This is a genomic window from Marinobacter pelagius (assembly GCF_900114925.1).
Lineage (GTDB): Bacteria > Pseudomonadota > Gammaproteobacteria > Pseudomonadales > Oleiphilaceae > Marinobacter > Marinobacter pelagius.
Genome location: NZ_FOUR01000006.1, coordinates 66,177 through 85,477, shown reverse-complemented (window position 1 = coordinate 85,477; position 19,301 = coordinate 66,177). Strand labels below are relative to the sequence as shown.

Below are 19,301 nucleotides of genomic sequence, written 5' to 3'. Positions count from 1 at the left end.
CTCCTAGTATTGGCGCCGGCTTAGCCGGGACTCTTTATGTAAACCACATTCTTATCGCCAACCCGGATCTCGAACAGTTCACTGGCCTTGATCAGGTCGCTCAGTTTCTTGTAACCGTAGTTCACCGGCGAGAAGGAGCTGTTGTTGGAGATGTATTGGCCCACCTTGCCAAGGTGCGCCCAGCCATCGTCATCGGCGGTTTGCTCGACGGCTGTACGCAAGGTTCTTACCAGCACCGAGTCGCCCCGGAGCTGGTTGCGGCCCCATTTTTTCTGGGTTCTGGCGGCCGGCTCTGTGCCGTTGTCACCTTCCTCTTCATCCGCTTCGTCCCGGAGATTCTCGGTGTAGATGAACTGGGAACAGGCATTCACGAAGGGCAGGGGTGTCTTCCGCTCGCCAAATCCGAATACGGGCAAGCCCGCTTCCAGGATGCGCATCACCAAAGGTGTGAAGTCGCTGTCACTGGTCATCAGGGCGAAGGCGTCCACATTGCCGCTGTAGAGCAGGTCCATCGCGTCGATGATCATCGAGGCGTCGGTGGCATTTTTGCCGGTGGTGTAGGCGAACTGCTGGATGGGGCGGATGGCATTGGGGTGGAGTTTCTCGATCCAGCCGCCCAGCTGCGGGCCGTTCCAGTTGCCGTGGGCGTGCCGTATGTTCACGGCACCGTACTTGGCCAGTTCCTGGAGCACACCCTCAATGGCTTGGTGGCTGACGTTGTCGCAGTCGATCAGCAGGGCAATTCGGTAGTTGGAGCTCATCTTCCTTGAGGTTTCCTTTTGGTTGGGGGGGCTGAATACGGTTAGTTGTCACTCTAACCGTACTCGAAGTGTGCAGTCTCAGGCCAGTGGGTCGGCCATCGGTAGCTTCAGGGTGAACGAGGTTCCCTCTCCGGGAGTCGAAGCGACCGAAATCTCTCCCCGATGTTTTTCCACTACCGTCTTCACGAATGACAGCCCCAGCCCCGCGCCGTGAATGCCGGCCAGTTCGCTGCTTTTCTGGCGCATGAAGCGGTCAAACAGGTAGGGCAGTTCCTGCTGGTCAATACCGGTGCCTTCATCGGTTACCGTCAGGCAGGCCTGGTGCCCGGCACGGAATACCTGCACGTTAATGGTCGAGCCGGGTGGGCTGTACTGCACGGCGTTGGTCATCAGGTTGATCACGGCCCGTTCCAGCAACTCCGCATTACCCCGCAGCCAGAGATCCTCGGTGCCTTGCAGGGAAAATTCGATGTGTTTCTCGGCGGCTTGTTCGCTGACGCTGTCCCGGGCGTTCTCGGCAATGGCCAGGAATTCGCACTCGTAGAAACGGGTTTCGGTCAGCTGTTCGGCGCGGGCCAGCTGCACGAACTCCTCGGCCAGGTTGTAGCTGCGCCGGGCCAGCTTGCCCAGCTGTTCCAGTTGTGCCGGTTCAATGTTGGAAGGATCCCGCTTCAGCTGCTCGATGAGGGCGAGCTGAGACACCAGTGGCGAGCGCACATCGTGGGAGATGAAGTCGATAGCCTCCCGGTGTTGCCGCTGTTGTTCCCGCAACTCGGAGATGTCCGAGATGTTGGCGATGATGCCGTGCTGGTTTGTATCCGGCAGGGCGAACGGCGCAAAGTGGATGAGGAAGTCCTTGTCATGGATGTGCAGGTCCACCGTGCGGCTCTGCTGCATGGTCAGGGTTTCCGAGATGGTTTCGTGCCAGGGCGGAATTTCCCGGGGGTCGTGACCTTCAAGGAGTCGGGCCAGCGGCATGCCATCAAGGCTCGGCATGGGGTCACCGAACCATTCCTCGATGTGGCCGTTGGCGAAGCGGATAACGCCCAGCTCGTCGGTCACGATGATTCCATCGGGCATGTGCTCGAAGCTGCGACGGATGAACTGTTGCATCCTGTTCATGCGCTCGGTTGCCGTACGCAGCCTTTCTATGCGCGCTGAAATGTTTTCCCGGATCTCGGAATGATCGGCAATGGGCGGCGATTCTTCCAGCCGCAGGCGCCTGAGGTAGCGCTGAATCGCCTCCCGGCCCAGGTCGTTGGGCATGGTAAAGCCCAGTGTGTATCGGGTGTCGCCCCGGTCCAGCCGGATCCAGCTTACCCGGGGTTGATGCAGCCACTGCCCGGTGGTCAGGGAGTCGGGGATATCCGCCACGGTGAGGTCGCGGGCAGAGAGAATATCCTGGCCGTCGGTGAGCAGCCAGCCCTCGGGCTGGAACAGCACCCGGAGGTAGTTCAGCAACTGGGCCGGATGGTTCCGGGAAGGTGCCTGGAGGTTGACCCTCGGGCTGGTGACCAGCCTGTCCAGTTGCTGGTTGAGAAAGCGGTTCGCCGTGGCCAGGCGAAGGCCGCTGGAGACCGGGAAGGCGATCAGGGGAATCAGTATGGCGTTCGCCACAGGTATCCAGACCCCGGCTCCGAACAGTACCACCATGCATATCGCGGTGGCGGAACCTGCGATGGCAATGCAGGTCAACAAGGTGCGGCTCGGGCGAATCCGGGGCAGCAGGATAGAAACCAGCACCAGCACGATCAGGCTCAGCAACGCGCCGGCCCACGCGGGAGCCTCCCGGATAAACAGGGCCTTGCTTTGTTCCGGGAAGGCCAGCTGGCTGCTGGAGAGTGCGGTTTCCAGCAGCCCCTGGTCAAGAATCTTGGGCAGGACTGACAGTTGGATCAGCAGCAGTATCGCGAGCAGGATCAGACCCAGGTTCCAGGGAGTCGTTCGGATGATTGGCAAGTCCCGGCTCATGCGCCCTGCTGTCGGTGTTGGTCGTTCAAGGTATTGTTCCAGAAAGAACTCTCAGCCGGACAAAATACCGTTTTCAGGGACGAGTTCCAAGGTTTGGATCGTATTGTTCTAGCCGCGATTGCCGCGGTCGGGAAGCGACGTAACCTGTTCGCCGGAAACATCGCCCGAATTGCCAGGATTGGCGATGCGGTTGGGATAGACGGTGAGAGCGCGGGGTTCGGTCGCCGCCACCGACTTTCCGCCGGCTTCCGTCACTACGCGCCAGTAATACACGCCCGGCTCAAGGGGCCTTGAGGGCAGGGCCTGGGTCTCGGGCGCCCACTCGCTGGTGGCAATAACGTTCCGGAAATTCCTGTCACTGGCGACCTCCACCCTGGCGATCTCGTTCTCGCCATTGAGCTGCCAGCGGAATTCGGGCATGTCGTCGTCGGCGCTGGCACCCGGGGCGGGGTAAGACAGCGTGGCGGTTTGCGCCTGCAGGCGGACTTCCATCGGAACGGTGGCGGGCATGCCTGCCAGGCCGCTGGCGTCCAGAGTTGCGATTTGGATCTGGTAGCCGCCGTTGTCCAGCAGGCCGATATCGAACCGGTTGCCGGTGACTTCACGACTGCCGATCCATTCGCCGCTGGCGGTCTCGAAGATATCGAGCCGGTAGCCGGAGGCATCCTCGCCTTGCCAGGTCACTTCGAGTGGAAGTGTTGAGACCACTTCTGGCAGGGAGGTGACGTCGGGAGCATCAGGCAGCTGCCGGATGGTAACCCCGGTGTGTCCATCGGTGCCGACGCTGGCCCGGTACCCGGCCGGAATCCGCTGGGCTTTACCCGGAGCTCCGAAATCCACCATGCCTTCGGTAACCCGCACCAGCGTTGACTCGGCAGAAGCCTGAACTGTGAAGGTCGAGTGCTGCGTCAAGGCTACGGCAGTTGCTGTCTCGATGTATACGGGAAGGGGATTCCAGTCGCCGGAGTGTGCCCGGGCATGAACCTTTCCTTCGATCAGCCGTACCCGGGGTGAGCTTTCGGTTGCCAGTTCGACAATCTGCAGGCGTGTGCGGGGGAACAGGCGTAGCTCGACGTCTTCGTTCAGCTGGATCGTGGCAGTGCCCGCGCCGGATACAATTTCGTCGCCGGCCCGGAGGGAGGTTCCCCCGTTCAGCGGTACCGAGCGTTCGGACTGGCTGGGCAGAAGCTGCACGCTTGCCGTGGTGTAGGACACCCGGGTCGTTTCCGCCGCGCTGTAAGTCGCTGCCATTGCCAGCGAAGCTGTCAAGGCAAGCAGGGGCAGGGTTCGGCGGAGCAGGGCGTCACTCATTGGCTGCCAGGGGTCTGTCCAGTTCGTCGTTGTCCAGGGCTTTCATGGACTCAAGCCGGTAGCCCCGTTGGTAAATGGTCTTGATCCGGAAGCCGTTCTCCGGGTTCAGGCCCAGGCGGCGGCGCAGGCGGCTCATGTGAGTATCCACCGTGCGGGTGTTGATATCACGGGCCAGGCCCCAGACGCGTTCGAGCAGCATTTCCCGGGTCAGCAGGCGGCCCTGGTTCTGGAACAGGAACAGGGTCAGGTCAAAGTCCTTGTCTGTGAGGGTCAGTTCCTCACCGTGCAGGGAGATAGAGCGCTGCTGGGTATTGATCTCGAACGGGCCGTACACCAGGACTTCTTTCTCGTTGTCCGGGTTGGTGCGGCGGGCCAGCGCGTTGATCCGGGCAGACAGCTCGGCGGCACGGGGAGGTTTGGCCAGGTAATCGTCGGCACCGGCATCCAGCGCCCGAACGATGTCGGATTCACTATCGCGCTGGGTCAGAAAGATGACCGGGATAGGCCAGTTCAGCTGCGCCCGAACACTCTCCAGCACATCGATGCCCGTCATGTCGGGGATCTGCCAGTCCAGGATCAGCAGGTCGTAACTGCGGTGCAGTACGGCACTCAGAAAACTCTGGCCGGTCGGAAAGCTGTCGCAGTGGTGCCCACGTTCCGCCAGGATGTTTTGCACGTTCTGCGCCTGTTCGTGTTCGTCTTCAAGCAGAGCAATGCGCATGGTGATGTTCTCCCTTCGATATCAACCGATTATGGCAAAAAGCAAGGGTCGGTTCAGTATCGTTATGTATTATTGCGTAAACCCAATGCGGGTTTGCCGTTGTCATCGTCGACTGTTTGCCGGCAACCCGGGAAATTGCTGCAGCCCCAGAACCAGCCTTTCTTGCCTTTGCGCCGCACCAGGGGCGAAAAGCAGTGGGGGCAGGGGATGGGCTTCTGGCCGGTGCCATCGGCCGGGGCGTTGTCCTCGATCGGGCGGGTGCCCTTGCAGTCCGGGTAGCGGGTGCAGGCGTGGAAACGGCCGAACTTGCCTTCCCGCTCCACCATCGGAGCGCGGCATTTGGGGCAGTGGATTGCCTGGCCGGCTCCTTTGGATTCTGGCTCCGGGCTGGCCTTGCCCTGGGGCCGGTTCATCAGGTCCCGGATTTCCTGCTTGAGGGTGTCGAGGAATTTGCGCGGGTCATCCTCGCCCCGGCGAATGCCCTCCAGCGTCGCTTCCCAGACTGCCGTGCGATCCGGCTTGCTGACGGATTCCGGGAGTGCCTCGATCAGGGTCTTGCCCTTGGCGGTGGCCCGGATGTGTCGTCCTTCCCGGAACAGATAGTCGCGCTTGAACAGGGTTTCGATGATGGCCGCGCGGGTGGCTTCGGTACCCAGACCATCGGTTTCCCGCAGGGTCTTGCGCAACTCCGCATCGCTGACAAACCTGGCGATGTTGGTCATCGCCGAGAGCAGGGTGGCGTCGGTGAAATGCTGTGGTGGCTGGGTCTTGCGCTCGGAGACCGTTGCCGCGTCACAGTGCACCGGTTCGTTTTTCTCCAGCCGGGGCAGCGGTGCTTTCTGGGGTTCCTGGCGCTGTTCCCGAAGTTTCAGTTCCAGGTTCTTCCAGCCCGGCTCGAGGATGGCGGTTTCCGTGGCCCGGAACCGGTGGTCTGCCACGCGGACGGTCAGCCGGCCTTCCCGGTGGATGGCATCCGGGGCGAACTGCATCAGGTAGAAGCGGCTTATCAGGCCGTAGATATTCTCTTCGGCCTGGGTCAGCTTGCCATTGGGAGAGGGACGGTTGGTGGGGATGATCGCGTGGTGCGCATCCACCTGTTTGTCGTTCCAGGCCGCGCTCTTGCGGTCAAAGTCGGCTTGCCCGCAGTGGCTGGCAAGCGCCGGTGCTACCCGGGAGATGGCCTGCACTACCTGCTGGCGCTGGCCGAAATGTTCCTCCGGCAGGTAACGGCAATCGGACCGGGGATAGGTGATCAGCTGGTGCCGTTCGTACAGGTTCTGGGCAGTATCCAGAACGTCTTTCGCGCCCATGCGAAACAGGCGGCCGGCCTCGATCTGCAGGGCAGAGAGGGAGAGCGGCAATGGTGGCGCTTCAGGCCGGTCCCGGAAGCGGGATTCGACGATGGTGCCCGGCCGGTCCTGGACACTGGCGGCGATCTGCTCGGCCACCTCCCGGTCCATCAGGCGGTTTTCTTCGTCCAGGTAGTCCTGGAATTGCTCGTCCGGCAGCCAGCGGGCGTTGAACGGTTTCGGGTCCACGCCTTCTTCGTGGGCCCGGAATTGGCCTTCGATGCGGAAGTAGGGCTTGGGCTCGAAGTTTTCGATGGTGTTGTCCCGCTCCACCACCAGGCCCAGAACCGGGGTCTGTACCCGCCCCACGGAATAGACCCCCTGTTCGCCCTGTTGCTGGTAGTTGAGGGTGTAGAAGCGGGTGAGGTTGATGCCGTAGAGCCAGTCGGCCCGTTGCCGTGCCAGGGCGGAGTGGGACAGGCGACGGAATTCGCGGTTGTCCCGGGTGCTGCGGATGGCCTTGGCGACGGCTGAGGGCGTGAGATCGTTGATCAGCAGCCGCTGGATTGGCGCCTGGGTGCCCACGTAGCGCAGCACCTCGTCCACCAGGAGCTGGCCCTCGCGGTCCGGGTCGCCGGCATGGACAATGGAATCGGCCTGGCGAATGAGGGATTCGAGGACTTTCAGTTGCTGGCGGACGCTGTCCTTGGGGGTTACCTCCCAGCGTTCCGGAAACAGGGGCAGGTCTTCGGCCCGCCATTTTTTCCACACCGGGTTGTAGCGCGCGGGTTCCGCCGGTTCCAGCAGATGGCCGATACACCAGCTAACCGTGGCCGCGTCTTCGCCCTGGCCACAGCGGATCCAGCCCTGGCCTTTCTGGTGCGGACCGGGCAGGGCGGCGGCGATGGCGCGGGCGAGGCTGGGTTTTTCGGCTATGTAGAGGTGCATGGCTTTTGGTGTTTGCTGATTGGCGAGGGAATGTGGCGTGTTAGCCGGTTGCTGTCAAGCGGCTCGGGTTACGGTTGAAATCTGTAGTAGACTGATGAGTGTGGAGTAAGTGGCTGTGGGAGAGGAGTTTCCAAAACACGCCGTGAACCCATCCATGGGGGCTTGGTGTTGCCATCCCTGGCAACACACAGTTTTGGAAACTCCTCTCCCACATCCACTTTAAACTCCGTGCAATTCGCCACATCAATATTCGAGTGTTGGAGCCCGGTATTAATGAAAGTACAGCAAGCCATTGAATCAAAACTGAAGGGTGCATTCGATGCAAACATCCTTCAGGTGGAAAACGAGAGCCACATGCACAGTGTGCCGCCGAATTCGGAGACCCATTTCAAGGTGACCCTGGTGTCGCCGGCTTTTGAGGGGCAGATGAAGGTGAAGCGGCACCAGACTATCTATAAGGTACTGGCGGATGAGTTGGCGGGGCCGGTTCATGCGTTGGCGCTGCATCTGTATACACCGGAGGAGTGGGAGGCCAGTGGCCACGCCACACCGGATTCACCGAACTGTATGGGCGGGTCGAAGGGCGATCCGGCCATGGCGATGAAAACCGGTCAGGGAGAAGGTTCATGAGTCAGTTTTTCCAGATTCATCCGGAAACGCCCCAGAAGCGTCTGATCAACCAGGCGGTGGAGATTCTTCGCCGGGGTGGGGTGATTGTCTACCCTACGGATTCGGCTTACGCCATTGGCTGCCATCTGGGTGACAAGCAGGCGGCGGATCGGATCAAGCGGATTCGTAAGTTGGATGACAAGCACAACTTCACCCTGGTGTGCCGGGATCTTTCGGACATCGGCGTTTACGCCAAGGTGGACAATACCCAGTACCGGTTGCTGAAGACGTTCACGCCCGGGCCCTACACGTTCATTCTGGACGCGACCACGGAGGTGCCGCGCCGGTTGATGCACCCGAAACGCCGCTCGATCGGGGTTCGGGTTCCGGACAACGCGATTGTCCAGGAGCTGTTGGGTGAGCTGGGCGAGCCGATCATGAGCAGTACCCTGATCCTGCCGGGTGAAACCGAGCCCATGACCGATCCGGAGGAGATCCGGGATGTGCTGGGCCATGAGCTGGATCTGATTATTGACGGCGGTTTCTGTGGCATGGAAGCGACCACGGTGGTGAATTTCACCGGGGAGGTGCCGGAGGTGACCCGGGTAGGCAAGGGTGATCCCGAGCCGTTCCAGGTCTGATCTGGCGCCTTTCGGACAGATCGCGGGGCTGGTTTCAGCCCCGGCGATCGGAAACAAACGGGTTGGTGGCGCGTTCCTGGCCGAAGGTGGACATGGGGCCGTGGCCGGGGATGAATGAGACCTGGTCTCCGAGCGGGAACAGCTTTTCCCGGATGGACCGGATCAGGGTGTTGTGATCGCCCTTGGGGAAGTCGGTACGGCCGATGGAACCCTGGAACAGCACGTCGCCCACCAGCGCCAGCCCGGATTCCCGGTGGAAGAACACCACGTGCCCCGGTGTGTGGCCCGGGCAGTGCAGTACTTCCAGGGTCTGGTTGCCAACGCTCACTTCTTCACCATCTTCCAGCCAGCGATCCGGCGTGAATACTTCCGGCGCCGGGAAACCGAACATCTGCGCCTGCTGGGGCAGGCCCTGGATCCAGAAATTGTCTTCCTTGTGGGGGCCTTCGATCGGCAGCCCAAGTTCCTTTGCCAGCTCCGCTGTGCCGCCAGCGTGGTCGATGTGGGCGTGGGTCAGCAGGATTTTCTCGACGGTCACGCCTTCTTCCCTGACCGCCGCCCGGATGCGGTCCAGATCTCCACCGGGATCTACCACGGCAGCCTTGCCGGTTTCCTCGCACCAGATCAGTGAGCAGTTTTGCTGGAACGGCGTGACGGGAATGATTCTGTATTTCAGGGACATACCTTTTCTCGGATGGTGTCGGAAATTGATGAAGGCCTTATGGTACCAGTTTCCGGCGGCATCAGGATTCAGGCAAAGCTGACCCCACCACGCCCGGAGGCCTTGGCCCGGTACATGGCGGCATCGGAGGCTTGCAGGAGTTCGGTCACGGTGGTGCCGTTGTCCGGATAGATGGCCACGCCCACGGAGGCGCCCACCCGCACGGCGTCATCTTCGATCCGGAACGGTTGGGCGGCCACGGCAATGATTTTTTGCGCGATGACCTCGGCATCATCGTTGTTGGCCAGGGGCGAGGTGATCACAAGGAATTCATCACCGCCGTGGCGGCCGACGATATCTCCTTCCCGGACACACCCGCCCAGTCGCTTGGCGATGACTTTGAGCAGCTCATCCCCGGTCTGGTGGCCGTATCGGTCGTTGACCGGTTTGAAGTGGTCCAGGTCGACAAACATCAGGGCGAAACGGCTGTTATTCCCTTTGGCGCGCGCGATGGCCTGCCCCAGAGAGTTGAGCAGTGCTGCCCGGTTTGGCAGGCCGGTGAGCAGGTCATAGTCGGCCTGCCGGCGGATCTTGCGCTGCGCAAGCTGGAGCTCTTCATTGAATTTGGCAAGTTCGGACGCCTGGTGGGCCATTCGATGCAAAACCGGTCTCAGGGATCGCCACACCAGCAAGCCGGCCAGCAGCGAAAGCGCGAGGGTGACCAGAACGCTGAACACAATGTCCCGGACAACCGTGCCGAAGATTTCGTTGGTTTCGGCCCACACATGCATTTCCCAGTCATAGCCGGGCAGGGGGCGAAGGAAGGACATCACCCGGGTTCCGTCTTCCAGCTTCGCCCGGAAGGATTCACCGGCTTCTCCCGTTGGCACCTCCAGCTGATCTGCCAGGCAAGGATCCGCGCCGCTCATCACAAACTCACCGGTAGTTCGGTCAATGGTGATTCGTTTGGTTCGGTCGCTGTCCAGCAGGCAGATCTGTGAGTTGTCCGGGCCCTCGAAAATGCTCCGGAGTGAATCCAGGCTGAACAACAGCAGGTCAAAGCCCACCACCTGGTCCTCTGAGGAAATCGGGCTGGCCACATGCAGCAGGGGCGGGCTGTCCGCTCCGCTTTCCAATGGATAGACCAGAATGTCGAGCTGCTCCCGGAACGGCAGGCGGGCAGGCAGAATGTCTGCCATCGGGCCGATGCGAATCAGCTCGGTGCCATTGGCGTCATAGCGAAGGATGGCCTGCAGGTTGGTAAGGCCTGCGGCGGCGTCCTCAAGGCGTGGCCGGGTGAAGTCCGCCAGTTCCGTTTTTGTGAAGTCTCCATCGTGGTATTGGGCCAGTTTTCGGGCCAGTTCCGAGCGGCTTGCGGTCTGTGCGGCCAGGTTCCGGTGCTGGTCGAAGGCGGTCTGGATGCTGGCTGCCTCGGCATCGGCGAAGCTGGCAGCGGAGAGTTCGGCCCGGGAGTGGATCTGGTTGATCAGTGGCGTGGCCACAATGGTGGCGACCAGTATGCCAGTGAGTACAACAGCGGCGACGGCCGTGATGATGATATGGCGCTTGTGTTCAGTGATATCCATCGATAGCCGTGCCGGGAAAAACTGTTGCAATAAGTGACATATTATAACCGATTTTTCTGTCTGCAGGGATGGTTAGCCAAAGGCCCATTGGAGAGTTGGCCTGGCCGCCCATGCTGGAAATTTTCCGTGTAGACTGAGCCCTCGTTTACCCTGAGTGGTATCAAAGCATTCACCCGATGGAGAGAACATGAAAGCATTGCAGACCCTGCAAATCGGAACCGGCGAAGATCCCCGTGTGGCTGTTATCTGGCTGCACGGCCTGGGCGCCAGTGGTCATGATTTCGAGCCGGTGGTACCGGAACTCGCGTTTGCCAGGGAGCAGGCTGTCCGGTTCATTTTTCCCCATGCGCCGGAGCTGCCGGTGACCGTGAATGGCGGCATGGTGATGCCCGCCTGGTACGACATCCTCGCCATGGATATCGACCGGAAAGTGGACACGCCCCAGCTCAAGGCCTCCGCCGATGCGGTTGCCCAGCTGATCGAACAGGAACTGGAGAAAGGAATTCCCAGTGAGAACATCCTGATTGGCGGTTTCTCCCAGGGTGGGGCTGTGGCCTATGAGCTGGCACTGAGCTATCCGCAAAAACTGGGCGGATTGTTCGTGCTCTCCACCTATTTCGCCACCGCTGACAGCATCCAACTGGCAGAGGCCAATCGCAACATCCCGGTGTTTGTCGGCCACGGCAGCCATGATCCGGTGGTGCCCGAGTCACTGGGCCGGGCCGCCACGGGTACGCTGGAAGAGCTCGGGTTCGAGCCCGAGTACCGCAGCTACCCCATGGAACACAGCCTGTGCCTGGAGGAGGTCCGGGATCTGGATCGGTTCTTCAGCCGCTGCCTGGGTAGTTAACGGCGAGGCTGCCAGCCGGCAGCCCGCGCCTTTGCCTTAATTCGTGGCTGGCTGATAGGTCACCACGAAGGCACCCCTGAGGTCACCCTCGGAAAAGCCCGTCGCCTGGTCATTCGGGTACAGCTCGGCCAGTTTGGCTTGTACGTCCGGATCAATGTTTTTGCCATGACAGCCCAGGCACAGCTCCTGGGTCGGAATGGCGCTCATGTACTGGAACGTCGGCTGCCCGGATGCCTCGGAGACCTGCCAGACTTCCACCGGCTTGCTGTTCTTCACCGGCTGCTTGTCCATTGCGAGCAGCTGCAGCTCTTGCCAGTCGGTCGGAGCGTTATCCGGGTTACGGACCTTCAGGCTGGTCCTGCTGATGGTCCATTCCTCGCTGCTGTTATCGGCGGCAATTTCAGGGGCCACGGTGTTGCAGACGCCGATACCGTTGGTGAGTCCGCCCTCCTTGATGGCCTGCTGGAGGGCCTGTTTCAGGGAACCGCCAAAGGCTTTTACCTTTGCGCGCGCCTCGGTGACCAGTTCTTCAGACGAGTGCGCCTGAGTTTCGGCCAGGACGGGCACGGAAAGCATCGATAGCAGCGCAGCCGCGGTGATAATTTGTTTGGCCATTAGGTATCCTCCCTGTTGATCCTGTTATTGCTGCATAAGTATATAACATGATCGTGGCCCACAACTTGAGCCAGGGCAGGGGCGCGACGATTTACCGTCCTATACTGAATGAAAACAGGAGATTGCCATGAAAACCCTTTTACAGGTTGATTTTCCCTTTACCGGACCGTTTGGCGAAGAAATGGCTACTGCCATGAAAGACCTGGCCGAGTCGATTGCGCAAGAGCCGGGGTTTATCTGGAAAGTATGGACCGAGAATCCGGAAACCCAGGAAGCCGGTGGTATCTATCTGTTCGAAGACGAGGCCAGTGCCCTTGCGTACCTGAAAAAGCACACCGAGCGGCTGAAGGGGTTCGGGGTTCCGGTGGTGAACGGCAAGGTCTTTCAGGTGAACGAAGCCCTGTCGGCGATTGATAACGGGCCGGTGTAGGACTGGCAGTAGCGCCAGCCCTCATCTTCCGGAACACCCCGTCCCTTTTTCTCAGATTTCAGGGCCCCAATGCTTTTACGGAGCGAGCGGGATTTCTGCGATCTTAAAGAAGCTGAGACGTTAATACTTGGTTACCAAGGAAAACTTGTAGCATCTGTAGTCGAATACTACTCTGTTTGCTAGTGTCGTCAGGATCCGATCTGGCTGCATGGACCTTTCCCCCTCGTCTGCCGCCAGCCAAGGACTGCCCTTATGCGACGACCATTGCTGTCTATTCTCCTGACCTGTGTCTATCTGACTCCTTTTCCTGCCTCCGCACAAAGTTACAGCCTGGGTGAAGATTACGATAAGGAACTGTATCTTTCGGTGCCCAAGGTGGCGCCGCTGTCTCGGGGTAATTTCGATGAACTGCCCACAAGAGTGAGTTTGCTGGACTATGCTCCTCCCGTTGGCGATCAGGGGAGCGCAGGCAGTTGCGTGGGTTGGGCCAGCACCTACGCGGTCGCAAGCATTGCCTGGGGGTTGACGGTGGAGCAGTCTCAGGGGCGCCTGGAGTCGAGCGGGCCCTTCTCCCCGTCGTTCGTGTTTAACCGGATCAAGGTCAGTGAAAACTGCGATGGTGGAAGCAATATTGGTCGGGCCCTGAAGGACTTATCGTCGAACGGTACCCTGCCGTTATCCCGCTTTTCATACACTCCCAGTGACTGCACTCGTATGCCTACCAGCGGTGAATATGCCGACGCCAGGCAATTTGCCATTGAGGGTTTTCGCCGCCTGAGCTCTGAATACTCCCGTCGGTCCTTGCATCTTTCGGTGCGCCGCGCTCTCGCCCAGCGGCATCCGGTGGTTTTCGGTATGGTGGTGGGGCCTTCTTTCCAGTCCTACAAAACCCATGATCGGGTTCTACGCATCAGTGAAGAGGAGCAAGCCCTCTACGATAAGTTGGGCCTAAACGGTATATATCAACACGAGGGATTCGGTGGTCATGCCATGGCAGTGGTTGGTTATGATGATGACCGCGGTGGTGGCGCGTTCCACATCATGAATTCCTGGGGGAATGGTTGGGGGGAGCGCGGTTTTGCCTGGGTTAGCTATGGGGATTTCATCCGCTGGGTAAGCAGTGCCTACGAAGTGGTTCCGAGAATTGCCAAAGCGCCCGAGCCGAAAAAACCTGACTTTGCAGGCCGCACCGTACTCAAGGGGTTTCGGCAGACCGATTTGCCTTTGTCTGCTTCGGAGCGGGGTTACAGTCTTCGAACAGCGCTTCACTCGGGTGCCCGTCTTCGGGCTGAAGTGAGTGTATCAAGCGACAGCTATGTTTACGTAATTGGTACTGACGATAGCAGTGGAAGGCACACGGTCTTGTTTCCGCAGCAGGGTGAGGTCAGTCCGCTGGTGAGCGCTGGTGACACGATTTTGTTGCCGGGCCCCACCGAGGACTTTTACTCCCGCCTTGATCAGAACGCCGGAACCGATTACCTGATCGTGTTGCACAGTCGAAAGTCGCTCGACATAGGTCAGTTGGCGAAAGCTATGGACCGTTCAGGAAGCGACAATGTGTATAAGCGGCTGCAGGCCGTTATCGGCAAGCGCCTGGTGACCAGTGGCAATGTTGGCTTTGATGACAGCCATTATGAAGCGATTATGGGTAACGATGGCATCCTCGCTAACGTAGTCAGCATCAATCATCTGGCAACCCCGGTGGGTGGTAGCGACCAGAATGGGCCTTTGATTGTGATTGTCTCTCCTGAAGTGGATAACGCCGACGCCTACGCCGATGGAGATCAGACGGTGCGATATGTCGCGGGTGACGAAGTGGTTATCAAAGGCATTGCTCAAGACGAAAGCGAGATTACGGACCTCGAAGTCACGAATGGCTTTGATATCAAGTTTTCGTCCCGAGGTCCTTTTGTCGCTCGAGTGGATCTTACCGACATACCTCTGGGCAGCAGCAAGGAAATTATCGTGCGAAGCCGTGATGCAAATAACAATGAATCCTCTCAAGCCATTACCATCCAGCGGGTGAAACCATGAGTAAGCCAAGCACGCGGTTTTCTGGCCGATTTATTTTAAACGTCCTGTTAACGGTCCTGGTCTTTGGGGCGCCTTGGGCTACAGCGCGCGACGATGCCAAAACCTTGTATGAGAACAGTTTGACAGCCAATGATGCCGATCTCCGTGGTTATTATCGGAAAAAGCTGGCAGACCAATACCCGAACACTGCACATGGGTTATTTGCCCGAGGGTGGCTCGCGAACGGTAATGGCGATGTTCAGGCTGCACATGATTTCTATAGGCGATCGGTTGAGGCTGGTGATATAGCGACGGCATACAACAATTTGGGAGTCGTGGATGAAGATGCAGACGAGTCCGACAAAGATCGTTACCGAAAACTGGCGATGGAATATGCCATCAAACACGACGATCCGGTCGAGAACTTCGTGGTTCATGAGTATTACTCGAATTTACATAGCCGAATGGACTCGCAAAGTGAAAAGCAACTGCTCTACAGCCAGCTTGGTCAATCGAAGCGGGAGTCAGTGCGCATTGCGGGAATGCAAATCAGGGTTCAGGAACTGGAATCCCAGGGGCGTTATCAGGAAGCACTCAATGTTATTCAGGAAGAGGATCCTTACAGTACCAGTAATGATTTGCTCGACCTGGAATTGAAACTCATCAATAAAATTGGCCAACAACAGCGTTCTGATGCAGGTTCGATTATCAAGGCCATGCTCAATAAACGTTCCTACTTGCATCAGGGCTACGCTGAAAATAATCCGATTCTGGAGTACTACTACAAGCGTGTTTATGACTACACCCGAAAGCTCGTAAAAGATCCCGCGTTTCAGGTCAAGTTGCTTAGAATGGCTTTTGAAGTTCGCCAATCCCCGGGTCTTATCGATGAATTGTACTCTCCAATGTCGGTGGTAGACATTCATGGATTTAAAGCGGATCTGGATATTCTGCTTGAACAATATCCCGACTACGGGCCTCTGTATTCGTATCTGGGACTCTATTACAAGAACGGCGTCAAGGATTCCGCCCGCGCATTCGCCGCTAACGAAAAAGCCATTGAGTTTGCCTACAGTGATAAAACAAAAGCGGACAACATTAGTTGGGCTGTAGGTGACGCAATCCATTTTGGCATGATGGATGAGGCAGAAGCGCTGTTGGAACGGGAAGCAAACGGGCTGCAGCAGGAATCTGCTTATCGAGCCCGCATGCGTGTTGCGCTTCTGAATCAACAGTTCGGCGAAGCCCGTAAACTGATTGCCTCGGCACAAAAGCACCAGATTGATATTGATAAAGACGATGTCTGGCTGACCCAATTGGGGGAGGCCAATGAAGAAACCCTTCGGCAAAATGCCCAGCAGAATCCATTCCTGACCAACTGGGATAAAGAGTTTGGTGGTTCACTCAGCCTGGCTATCGAGTTCCCCGTCAACTCAGCTGAGATTCCGACCGGAGCATACAGAGCACTCGACAAGGCCGCCAGCGCGCTAAAACGCCGGGGCGGTGAGCGGTATATATTTCGGGTTGAGGGGCACACGGACCCCAGTGGTGGCAACAAGATTAACATCCCGCTATCCCAGCGGCGGGCTGAATCGGTGAAACGCTATCTGATTGAACGGCACGACATTGATGCAGGCCGTTTGCAGGCTATTGGTATGGGGGATATCCAGCCGGTAGCGACCAACTATACGGAAGAAGGTCGCAAGCGCAATCGACGGGTGGATATCCGTCCGTACGGAAACATCAGTGAGCCTCAATTGGTGACCAGGGGCTATCTCGATACCACTTCTGCTGAGTTCAGCACCGATGGACGGTTTGTCGCTACGGGACAAATGCCCATCACCTTGTGGGACACCCGTTACGGAGTTCGCCTGCGCGAACTCTATATGGGTGGCAACGAGCGCCGTTTTTCCCCGAATAACCGGTACTTGGCGGTGGTGTCCGACGCCACGGACGTTCGTGGAACCCGGGCAAAGGCAATCTATGTCACTGATATAAAAACAGGCAATTTCAAGGCCATTATACCGCTTTACGAAGAGGGTGGCGGAATTGCCTGGAGTCCGGATGGCAGACAGTTGGCCTACACGGACGTTAAAGGCGTTCTGTCGGTGTTTGACCTCGAGAAGCAAAAGCTTGTAATGGCCACCCCGATGAGTAACAAACGAATCATAGGCCGGGTGGTTTGGACCAAGGATGGCCGATATGTGGTGGTGGGACAGGCGCAACGCAAACAGATTGATATTTTTGATGCCCTGACTCTGGAAAAGGCCCGGTCTGTTGACGGAGTTGATTGGCCACATGCTATGGGGCTGAGCGATGACGGCCGGGTACTACTGGTGTCCAATAATAATCGGACGCTCACACTCTATGACACGGAGAAGTGGGCGTTAATCGACAATGTGCCGCTAAAGTCTCCCATCGCGGAAAATATCTATCCGATTCCGGGTACGACCAAAGTTGTCATGGATGACAAGTTCGACGACCAGGGCGTTGCCGTTTTTGACTATAAGACCCGTACCTGGGATTTTGCATCCAGAACAGATGAAAAATCGAGGCTGGGGGCTACACCGGATGGCGATGGCCTCTGGGTAGCAAGTGATCACCGGGTACAGTTGATTAAACGCAGTGACCTGAAAGTCATAAGCGGATTCGTGAGCGCGGCCGAACCAGCTCGAAAGGGGCTTGATTGGGATGAATCCGACGACCTTCTGTTTGCCCAGGATGAAGCTGGTGTCAACGTTTGGCACGTCAGTCAGGCCCGTCTGGTGCAGAGGGTGGAGGAAGAAACCATTCGTTGGGTAAAGGACTCGCGAGATGGTAAACGCTGGTGGACCTTTGCCAAGAACGGTGAACTACTGAGTTTCTCGACCCGGGACTACGCCGTGCAGCGATACAAAGGCGTGGGTTTTAGGCCGAATATGGTCATTCAGAGAGGCCACTGGTTGGTTGTTTCCGAGGATGTTGAGTCCGAGGGCGCGACCTCAGCACGAGTTGCGACGTTTGATTTGCGTAAACCTGGCAAACAGTCGGAATTTAGCGTTGATCTGATTACAGCTTCGTTGCGTCGTGGCAATGCTGTCGCGTATTCAGGCATTAGTACCATGGCTATCAATGGCGATAGCGATACTTTGGCACTGTCGACCTGGTGGAACGATCTTTTTGAAGTGACCCATTCAAAGAACATACAGCGTTTTCGTTTGAGTGATGGGGCGCCGGTAGGCAAAGATGTGCTGAGTCCCTCGCCAATCCGGGGGCTTACCTATAACGGTGTGGATTCGGGTGACATCAAAGTGTCGGCACTGAGCCAATCCTTTATTCTGGACCTGAACACGGGACGTCATCGCGACGTCACCCCGAAAGGATGGCGGACCGTTGAGTTGGAAAATGGTAAGAAGGTTGAATTCGGAAGCTTTATTCTGGAGTACAACGGCCAACGCCGAGTGGTAAAGGACAGTATCTATGATGTTGTGGCCGACAGTAAGCGAAATGTGCTCATTGCCCAGTCAAAGAGCAACGTTCTGACCTACTATAGCTTGGATACGCTGGAACCACGTCTGTTCGTTCATTTCAAAAAAAATGGCGAGTGGCTGGCTGCGGATAACCGGGGCTATTTCACCAGCTCTCTGAATGGCACCTCGAACACCTATTGGTCACTTGGCGATAACTTCCTGCCGTTTGAAGCGTTGCGGGAGAAATACGAAAACTCACGTTTCGTGAAGGAGTCACTGGCGGCTTTGTTTAACGGGGAAGCGCCGATTGATCCAGAGCCTATCATTGAGCCCGATGTTCTTGATTTTCCGTTTGATATTGCAGTAACCAGCGAGACTTCGACGTCGACGAAGGACGAGACTTACAAGCTCCGGATCAAGATCACCAAACAGGATAAGAGCGTTCCTGATCCGACGGTTCACTATCTGGTAAACGGGCGCAAGTCCCGAGGCTTCGATAGCGATCCATTTGCAGATATGGATGAATCGCTCACCTTCGTGCGTACTATTCCACTTAGCGTGGGTGAAAATACCATTGAGGCCATTGTTCAGTATAAAGGGGTTGATGTCGCGAAGAAGGTGGTGGCCATTACTCGCGAAGAAGATCGTCAAAAGCAGATAGGCAACAACACTCTCTGGTATTTCGGTGTTGGAGTGTCGGAGTATGCCAACGCTATGCAGAACCTGGATTTTGCTGACCGTGACGCACTGGAGCTGGAAAAGGCGTTCAAGGCGCAGAAAGGACGTCTTTTTGAGGACGTGCGCACCAAGGTGTTGGTGAACGGGGATGCAACTGCTCGGGATATAAAAATTCAGCTGTACGATTTTCTGTCTCAGGCGCAACCGGAAGATAACGTTGTGATCTTCATTGCCGGCCATGGCGTGCAGGATAGTAACCAGACCCTTTACTACATGCCCCATGACGGAGAGCTGAAGCGCCCCTTCACCGGTATGGCCATGGATGATTTCAAGAACTTCCTTGACCAGCGCCCGATAAACCAGAAGGCGCTGTTCCTGATGGATATATGCCATGCCGGCGCTTTTGATAATACCGACAATGGCCGTGTGACTTCTGAAGATGTAATCAAAAAGCTCTCATACGGTACTGCCACCACAGTATTCTCATCGTCCACAGGCGCGCAGCAGTCATTGGAAGATGAGCGGTTTGGTGGAGGTCATGGTGCGTTTACCTATGCCATTCTTCAGGCCATTGAAGGTGCTGCGGATAAACAGGCGGGTGATGAAAATGGGTTTGTGTCGCTCATGGAGATGATCTTCTTCACCAAAAAAGAGGTGGCGAGTCTGACAAATAAAGCTCAACAGCCTACAGTCCCGGTGATGAGCGGCTTCCAGGATTATTCCATTTCGGCATCGAACTGAAGCGTATGCCTGTTATCAGCCTTTTGA

General features: G+C 57.7%; 14 protein-coding genes. 6 read left to right on the top strand and 8 right to left on the bottom strand.

All coding sequences use genetic code 11. The annotated features are described in order from the left end of the window. Positions 1-20 precede the first annotated feature (20 nt). The 5 genes from BM254_RS12740 to BM254_RS12720 all read right to left on the bottom strand — a co-directional run bounded on the left by BM254_RS12740 (position 21) and on the right by BM254_RS12720 (position 7,001). Positions 21-761 (bottom strand): NYN domain-containing protein, encoded by a 741-nt coding sequence (locus BM254_RS12740; RefSeq protein ID WP_092004197.1) that lies wholly within the window; start codon positions 759-761, stop codon positions 21-23. 78 nt (positions 762-839) lie between these two features. Beyond that, on the bottom strand, positions 840-2,732 hold the full coding sequence (locus BM254_RS12735) for a PAS domain-containing sensor histidine kinase (protein ID WP_092004195.1): 1,893 nt from the start codon (positions 2,730-2,732) through the stop codon (positions 840-842). Between the two features lie 108 nt (positions 2,733-2,840). Next, complete coding sequence (locus tag BM254_RS12730) at positions 2,841-4,043, bottom strand: FecR domain-containing protein (RefSeq protein ID WP_092004192.1); 1,203 nt, start codon at positions 4,041-4,043, stop codon at positions 2,841-2,843. Further along, positions 4,036-4,764 (bottom strand): response regulator transcription factor, encoded by a 729-nt coding sequence (locus BM254_RS12725; protein WP_092004188.1) that lies wholly within the window; start codon positions 4,762-4,764, stop codon positions 4,036-4,038. Before BM254_RS12725 ends, BM254_RS12730 begins: the two co-directional genes overlap by 8 nt. A gap of 62 nt (positions 4,765-4,826) precedes the next feature. Beyond that, entirely contained in the window at positions 4,827-7,001 is a 2,175-nt protein-coding gene (locus tag BM254_RS12720; RefSeq protein WP_092004185.1) for a DNA topoisomerase III, read from the bottom strand. Positions 7,002-7,274: 273 nt separating this feature from the next. Here BM254_RS12720 and BM254_RS12715 point away from each other — a divergent pair, with 273 nt between their 5' ends. Then, complete coding sequence (locus tag BM254_RS12715; protein ID WP_092004182.1) at positions 7,275-7,631, top strand: BolA family protein; 357 nt, start codon at positions 7,275-7,277, stop codon at positions 7,629-7,631. Further along, positions 7,628-8,251 (top strand): L-threonylcarbamoyladenylate synthase, encoded by a 624-nt coding sequence (locus BM254_RS12710; protein WP_092004180.1) that lies wholly within the window; start codon positions 7,628-7,630, stop codon positions 8,249-8,251. Before BM254_RS12715 ends, BM254_RS12710 begins: the two co-directional genes overlap by 4 nt. Positions 8,252-8,285: 34 nt before the next feature. On the opposite strand, the gene BM254_RS12705 is transcribed toward BM254_RS12710, so the two are convergent. Further along, positions 8,286-8,933 carry an MBL fold metallo-hydrolase gene (locus tag BM254_RS12705; protein ID WP_092004177.1) on the bottom strand — a complete coding sequence of 216 codons (648 nt, stop codon included), beginning with the start codon at positions 8,931-8,933 and terminating at the stop codon, positions 8,286-8,288. Between the two features lie 68 nt (positions 8,934-9,001). Next, complete coding sequence (locus BM254_RS12700; RefSeq protein ID WP_092004174.1) at positions 9,002-10,498, bottom strand: GGDEF domain-containing protein; 1,497 nt, start codon at positions 10,496-10,498, stop codon at positions 9,002-9,004. A 187-nt stretch (positions 10,499-10,685) separates the two neighbouring features. Here BM254_RS12700 and BM254_RS12695 point away from each other — a divergent pair, with 187 nt between their 5' ends. Beyond that, a complete protein-coding gene (locus BM254_RS12695; protein ID WP_092004171.1) occupies positions 10,686-11,348 on the top strand; it encodes an alpha/beta hydrolase in 663 nt (220 codons plus the stop codon). 36 nt (positions 11,349-11,384) lie between these two features. On the opposite strand, the gene BM254_RS12690 is transcribed toward BM254_RS12695, so the two are convergent. After that, positions 11,385-11,963 carry a Tll0287-like domain-containing protein gene (locus tag BM254_RS12690; protein WP_092004167.1) on the bottom strand — a complete coding sequence of 193 codons (579 nt, stop codon included), beginning with the start codon at positions 11,961-11,963 and terminating at the stop codon, positions 11,385-11,387. A 127-nt stretch (positions 11,964-12,090) separates the two neighbouring features. Between BM254_RS12690 and BM254_RS12685 the strand changes: the two genes are divergently transcribed. From BM254_RS12685 to BM254_RS12675, 3 genes are all read left to right on the top strand, one after another. Further along, complete coding sequence (locus BM254_RS12685) at positions 12,091-12,393, top strand: monooxygenase (protein WP_092004164.1); 303 nt, start codon at positions 12,091-12,093, stop codon at positions 12,391-12,393. Positions 12,394-12,645: 252 nt separating this feature from the next. Then, positions 12,646-14,427 (top strand): C1 family peptidase, encoded by a 1,782-nt coding sequence (locus BM254_RS12680; protein WP_092004161.1) that lies wholly within the window; start codon positions 12,646-12,648, stop codon positions 14,425-14,427. Beyond that, positions 14,424-19,274: an OmpA family protein gene (locus tag BM254_RS12675; RefSeq protein WP_092004158.1), complete on the top strand. Its 4,851-nt coding sequence runs from the start codon at positions 14,424-14,426 to the stop codon at positions 19,272-19,274. The genes BM254_RS12680 and BM254_RS12675 overlap by 4 nt, the downstream gene beginning before the upstream one ends. Positions 19,275-19,301 lie beyond the last annotated feature (27 nt).